Annotated in this window: 5 protein-coding genes and 1 pseudogene; 4 read left to right on the top strand and 2 right to left on the bottom strand. The window is 41.7% G+C overall.

Annotated elements, in window-relative coordinates; all coding sequences use genetic code 11:
• Nucleotides 1-266: 266 nt before the first annotated feature.
• Nucleotides 267-1,463: a DUF4377 domain-containing protein gene (locus IM322_RS14400; RefSeq protein ID WP_287673314.1), complete on the bottom strand. Its 1,197-nt coding sequence runs from the start codon at nt 1,461-1,463 to the stop codon at nt 267-269.
• 263 nt (nt 1,464-1,726) lie between these two features.
• On the opposite strand from IM322_RS14400, the gene IM322_RS14395 reads away from it, so the two are divergent.
• The 3 genes from IM322_RS14395 to IM322_RS14385 all read left to right on the top strand — a co-directional run bounded on the left by IM322_RS14395 (nt 1,727) and on the right by IM322_RS14385 (nt 3,232).
• Complete coding sequence (locus IM322_RS14395) at nt 1,727-2,071, top strand: YbaB/EbfC family nucleoid-associated protein (RefSeq protein ID WP_024970320.1); 345 nt, start codon at nt 1,727-1,729, stop codon at nt 2,069-2,071.
• A gap of 59 nt (nt 2,072-2,130) precedes the next feature.
• Nucleotides 2,131-2,853 (top strand): pyridoxine 5'-phosphate synthase, encoded by a 723-nt coding sequence (locus IM322_RS14390; protein ID WP_287673312.1) that lies wholly within the window; start codon nt 2,131-2,133, stop codon nt 2,851-2,853.
• Nucleotides 2,854-2,920: 67 nt separating this feature from the next.
• On the top strand, nt 2,921-3,232 hold the full coding sequence (locus IM322_RS14385) for an MgPME-cyclase complex family protein (protein WP_061430283.1): 312 nt from the start codon (nt 2,921-2,923) through the stop codon (nt 3,230-3,232).
• Between the two features lie 61 nt (nt 3,233-3,293).
• Here IM322_RS14385 and IM322_RS14380 read toward each other — a convergent pair whose 3' ends face one another.
• Nucleotides 3,294-4,934, bottom strand: coding sequence for a DUF655 domain-containing protein (locus IM322_RS14380; RefSeq protein ID WP_287673310.1), 1,641 nt, complete (start codon nt 4,932-4,934; stop codon nt 3,294-3,296).
• Between the two features lie 221 nt (nt 4,935-5,155).
• On the opposite strand from IM322_RS14380, the pseudogene IM322_RS14375 reads away from it, so the two are divergent.
• Nucleotides 5,156-5,497: pseudogene (locus tag IM322_RS14375) on the top strand (dynamin family protein); the annotation flags it as partial.
• Nucleotides 5,498-5,637 lie beyond the last annotated feature (140 nt).

Below are 5,637 nucleotides of genomic sequence, written 5' to 3'. Positions count from 1 at the left end.
TATCTCCCTATCTCCCTATCTCCCTATCTCCCTATCTCCCTATCTCCCTATCTCCCTATCTCCCTATCTCCCTATCTCCCTGATAACCGATAACTGATAACCGATAACTGATAACCGATAACTGATAACCGATAACTGATAACTGATAACTGATAACCGATAACTGATAACTGATAACTGATAACCGATAACTGATAACTGATAACTGATAACTGATAACTGATAACCGATAACTGATAACTGAGCACTGATAACTGAGCACTGAATTAGTTTCTCACCGCTTCTGTTTCCACTTCTTTGGGAACAACAACTGGCACTCCGCTGACTGTTTCGATTTGATAAATAACGCGACTTAATTGGGAAGGACAACAGAGAGGATCCGTGTCTTTATAGCGATTAAAAACCACAATAATTCGATCGCTATTTTGTAAAACAATTCTCTGAGATGCTCCATCAGCGCGGGAATCCATCGGTCGCGGGGAAAGAGTGCCAGCGAATTTACCATCGACAAAAACAAAGTCTTGATAACCCATCGGTCGGCACATTCCATCCACTCCACTCATGGCCGAAATAACGCTAGTTTTACCATAGGTTTGCACGGCTCCGTACAGCAACCATCCTGCTTTATTAAGCGCTTGATCATTGGCAGTAATTGCCGGACGAACCTGTTCACGACACTGGTTATCAATCACGGTTTTAACGGGAGATTTGGGGATAGGTGCCTTGGCTTTATTCCAATTAGTTAACGGTCGATCAAACCAAGCTCGCGGAGTCTCTTTTTCTGGGGTTTGGCTAATAACTTCTAATAGCTTCCATGTTTCCGAATTTTGATTATTAGCTGGATTGGAGACGGTTTCAACGCTAACTTTAATTTGATATAAAAATCCTGGTTTATAATCAAATCCCTCGATACTATTGGCGAACAATCTCCAGTTTTCCTCTGGTTTTTCTCGCATCTGTAAACAGTCTTTGGTTGTGCCTTGGCTACAGGGTTGTTTCCTAGAATTGATATAAATTGTCTTTTCCGTGCGCGTGGTGGTCGGTGCGGGGGTAAAAGTGAGGATTCCTAAACCTTCGGGAGTACGATAAAATAATTGTAAATCGCCTTTAGCTGTCACTTGGAATTGTTCCACTCCTTGCAAGGCAGCGAGATATTGATTTTCTTGTTTCATCTGCGGTTCCGGACAAGCTTTTTTGGTAGTAGCGATCGCTTGTTTGATCTGGAACGTGCCATTATTGACTTGATAGCCGGTATTATACTGGTTGCATCCGGCCGAACCACTGAGGATATTTTTCTGGAAAGCGGCAGTAATTTCCGTTTCTTTGACCAAACTTCCGGCTGTCCAACCCCTTAGTTTCCATCGAGTCCCCTCCAAAGGGGAAGTATTAGCGATCGCTACTTTCCCCGCTAAAGCACAACTTAGGGCAATTGTCAAGAAAATTCCCGTTTTTTTGGCGTTCAAAATTGCTATTCTCCTCGTCAAAGCAACAATTGTATTATGGCGTGGGGTAATCGACTGAGTGGTTAGGATAATTTTTAGGATTTCTCTTTCTGACCATCCCGTGACGGATTAAGAGAGAACAAGTTCCCTCAAACCTTAACCCAGTCAGAAAGTCATCGTTGTCAATAATCACTTTTTGCCCTCAAATGGACAAAAGTTGACCCCGGTCCACCTTAAGCAGTACAATAAAAATCTTGAGTGACCCCTTAAACAAAAAAAACATCATGGCACAAGGACAAGGATTCGGATTCGGTCTCGGTAAGATTAAAGAACTACAAGACGCTTTCCAAAAAGCGCAACAGGTGCAACAAGGGGCTAAAGTTCTGCAAGAAGAACTAGAAACTATGGAAATTCCAGGCGAAAGTGAAAATGGCTTGGTGACAGTCTATCTCAGTGGCAACCAAGAACCCCGGGGTATTGAAATCGACCCTTCTCTCCTCTCCCAAGATCTGGAGATTGTGGCTGGGTCTATTCTAGAAGCCATGAAAGCCGCCTATGATGCCTCCACGGAAACCATGCGCAGCAAAATGGAAGAACTGACCATGGGTTTAAATATCTCCAGTATGTAATCGCTTTTGACCGCAATGGTAAGATGTAAAGTTGGACTAACAAACAAGGAGGTTCAACTTTGCTGACTTTGGGTGTCAATATCGACCATGTGGCCACAATTCGCCAAGCGCGTCAGACCGTGGAACCGGATCCCGTGGCGGCGGCAGTTTTGGCCGAAATCGGTGGTGCTGATGGCATTACCGTTCACTTGCGCGAGGATCGTCGTCATATCCAAAATCGCGATGTGCGGCTCCTCCGGCAAACGGTGCGGACTCATCTGAATCTGGAAATGGCCCCGACGGAGGAAATGATCGCCATTGCTCTCGATATTAAACCCGATTATGTCACCCTTGTCCCCGAAAAGCGCCAGGAAGTGACCACGGAAGGGGGGATCGATATGCTGGGCAATTTTGACCGTTTTTGTCGGGTTGTAGAGTGCCTGCAATCGGCTAATATCCCCGTTAGTTGGTTTATTGATGCCGATTTTGCCCAAATTCAAGCGGCCGCTAATACGGGGGCGAAATTTATTGAACTCCATACCGGTCAATACGCCGAAGCACAACAGGAGAGCGATTGTCAAGCAGCATTAACAATTCTTAAAGAAGGTTGTGAATACGCTTCCTCTCTGGGTTTGCGGGTGAATGCTGGTCACGGTTTGACCTATTGGAATGTTTATCCCGTCGCCTGTCTGCCCAATATGGAAGAATTGAACATTGGTCACACAATTATCAGTCGTGCGGTTTTGGTCGGGTTGGAACGGGCTGTTAGGGAAATGAAATTGGCTATGCGTGGACAATTGTAAAAGCCATCAGCTATCAGCTAATCTCCCGACTAACGAACAATTACACTGAAAAATTAAAGGAAAGATGATGACAACTTATTATTATTTGGTAGCCAGTCAAAAGTTTTTAGAAGAAGAAGCGATCAAAAAGGAAGTTTTGAAGGAAAGAATCAGGAATTATCAAGAAAAAGGTCAAGAAATTGATTTTTGGTTAATTGCCAATCCAGCTTTTTTAGATACTCCCGCTTTTGCCGATATCAAAAAGAAAACTCCCCAACCGGCAGCGGCGATTGTTTCTCTCAATCAACAGTTTATTACTTGGCTAAAATTGCGTCTAGAATACGTTATTACCGGACAGTTTGAAGCTCCTTCTGATAGTATTCCCGAACCGTTAAAATAGGGCTTGTGGAGGGAAAATTGCTAGTTTTTGTCTGTGGAAGAAAATGCAGACGAAGCAATGCTCACCAGCTGACTTTGCCTTGGAGCTTGTTAATTTTTCCCTGACCGATTCCCGATACTCGATCCAAATCTTCTAGGGAAGTAAAGGGTTTTTGTTGCCGGGCTGCGATAATTTTTTCGGCTAATTTGCCACTGATACCGGGTAAAGTATCTAGTTCTTCTCGCGTGGCGGTGTTTAAATTAATTAAGCGATCGCTTTTAATTGTTACAGATTGGGGGCAGTTTTTTCTATCCTGTTCGATCCGATTTTTAATAGTTTCCGGCAGTCCTAATTTAGCGGTACGGTAAAGATATTGAAATTCTCGATCGAAATGAGCGGCAACGGTGGGATTATCGATAATAACTAAAGCTTCATCGTTTTGATGGTTAGCAGCTGCTGACCAATTATGAGAACCAGTAATCACAATTTTATCATCGATTAAACCGAATTTATGGTGTAATTTATCTCCCGGGGCTAGATCGGGAACTCCTAGGGTATTAATTGGGTTTTGCCAAGGCTGATTATCTGGTTCATAACGACATTTATTACTGAGAGCAACTCCTAATAAATCTAATCCTTCGCTATAGTATCGGAAGGCAAAACTAGGATCAATTAAAGCTTTAATTTCTATCCCTTTTTGATGTCGTTGGGCGAGAATATTAGCTAGAGGCTGTTCCGTCAGGACAAACAGGGCTAAATTCACGGATTTTTCAGCTTTATTTAAAGTTTCACCGATCAGACCATTGCTAGTAATTGCCCAGGGATAAGTGATAGAATCGGGGGAAAATTTCACCGTCAGACTACTATTACCGATAGTAATTTTTTGCGGTTTTCTCTGGGGTTTATCTGACCCAAATTTAGGTTGATCTTCCCTTCCCCACATCAGATTAAATTCTTTTTGAAAAACTCTAGCTAGTGGGGTATTAGTAATCACTAATAAGTGATTGGCATTACCGATAGTTTCGGGATTAGAAAAGTCTCCATGAATATCACTTAAGGTATAGTTAGCTGAACTAATTAAAGTAGTGTGATGATCAATAACCATGAATTTATGGTGCATTAAACCGCTACCTTTTGAGCGATCTGCCCTATCATCAATTAGGGGAATACCAGCTTTTTTAAGGATAGTAATTGCATCTCTTTGGGCGATTTCCTCCGCACTTAATTTACCATCTCGATTTAGATCAACTAAGTCAAAAAGGTTTTGATAACGTTCCTGTTCTCGATCGCTTAATTGTTCTTGGTTTTTGGCTAAACTATGAATAGGTTGATTGTAAATATTTTCGAGAATAACCCTAACTTTAATTCCCTGTTGCTGACGAGCAACTAAAGCTTGAGCGATGGCGGGTAAACGTAACTCTTGCACCGCTAGATCGATCGAACTTTTTGCCGAGTTGATATTATCAATAATAACCTGTTCTAAATTATCCCCTGGGCGATTAATTTGGCGATAGGGATCGGTATAATTTGAACCCTGGGCTTGATTATAATTAAAATAGACTTGAACATATTGATCTTGGGGCAAGGGTTGGGGACGATTTTGGATAACATTCAGAGAATGACAGCCACCCAAAAGAAAAACTGTTCCTAACAAAAATCCTAACTGTCCCATAGTCCGAATTTTTTTTAATCTCAATTTATCTATTACCATTTTTGTCCACATAATTATCATTATTCTAGGATTCAGGAGGGAATTTTTAGCTAAGAAGGTTCTCGGAAATCGGTATGTACTAAATTGATTATAATCAATCCTGATTCTAGATTGAAGACGATGACTTTGTCCTTGATTGCTTAAATCGCTGACCAAAGATGTGACATCTAGTTAGGGAATTTTGTTATAATCTGGGGAACAATAGCACTGTTCTTCTAGATTTGGGTTTTACCATGACTGAACTTTTACCCCAATGCAGTAATCTGGCTGGTAATGTTAACAGTATAATTGAACTATTCAAGGGCGAATCCTCTCTCCGCAATCAACAGGATACCAGCAAGATAGAAATTGCCCTACAAAAAGCCATTTCTCCCAAATTTGAAATCGTTTTTGCCGGTGCTTTTAGTGCCGGTAAATCAATGTTAATCAATGCACTTTTAGAGCGAGAATTGCTGTATAGTGCCGAAGGACACGCAACAGGTACAGAATGTTATATTGAGTACGCAGAAGCTGATGAGGAAAGAGTGGTTTTAACCTTTCTCAGCGAAGCAGAAATTCGTACTTTAGTCGATACCGGGCTCTTCTAGGTTCTGTGTGAGCATGGTATAATAGTAACACAGAACAGGAGGTGGGTTATGTGGATAAATTTTGAGCAACTCCTCGATTTACCAAATGTAACAGTGGTCAATTATCAAAAAATTGAGCAGACAATTTT

It is taken from the genome of Microcystis sp. M109S1 (assembly GCF_020247025.1).
Lineage (GTDB): Bacteria > Cyanobacteriota > Cyanobacteriia > Cyanobacteriales > Microcystaceae > Microcystis.
The sequence above is the reverse complement of the archived record's forward strand: the minus strand, read 5'-3'. Positions and strand labels throughout refer to the sequence as shown.

Bases quoted from the DNA above. Each gene is read 5' to 3' on its own strand.
- IM322_RS14395 (WP_024970320.1), top strand. From the start codon at position 1,727: ATGGCACAAGGACAAGGATTCGGATTCGGTCTCGGTAAGATTAAAGAA.
- IM322_RS14385 (WP_061430283.1), top strand. From the start codon at position 2,921: ATGACAACTTATTATTATTTGGTAGCCAGTCAAAAGTTTTTAGAAGAA.
- IM322_RS14380 (WP_287673310.1), bottom strand. From the start codon at position 4,934: ATGTGGACAAAAATGGTAATAGATAAATTGAGATTAAAAAAAATTCGG.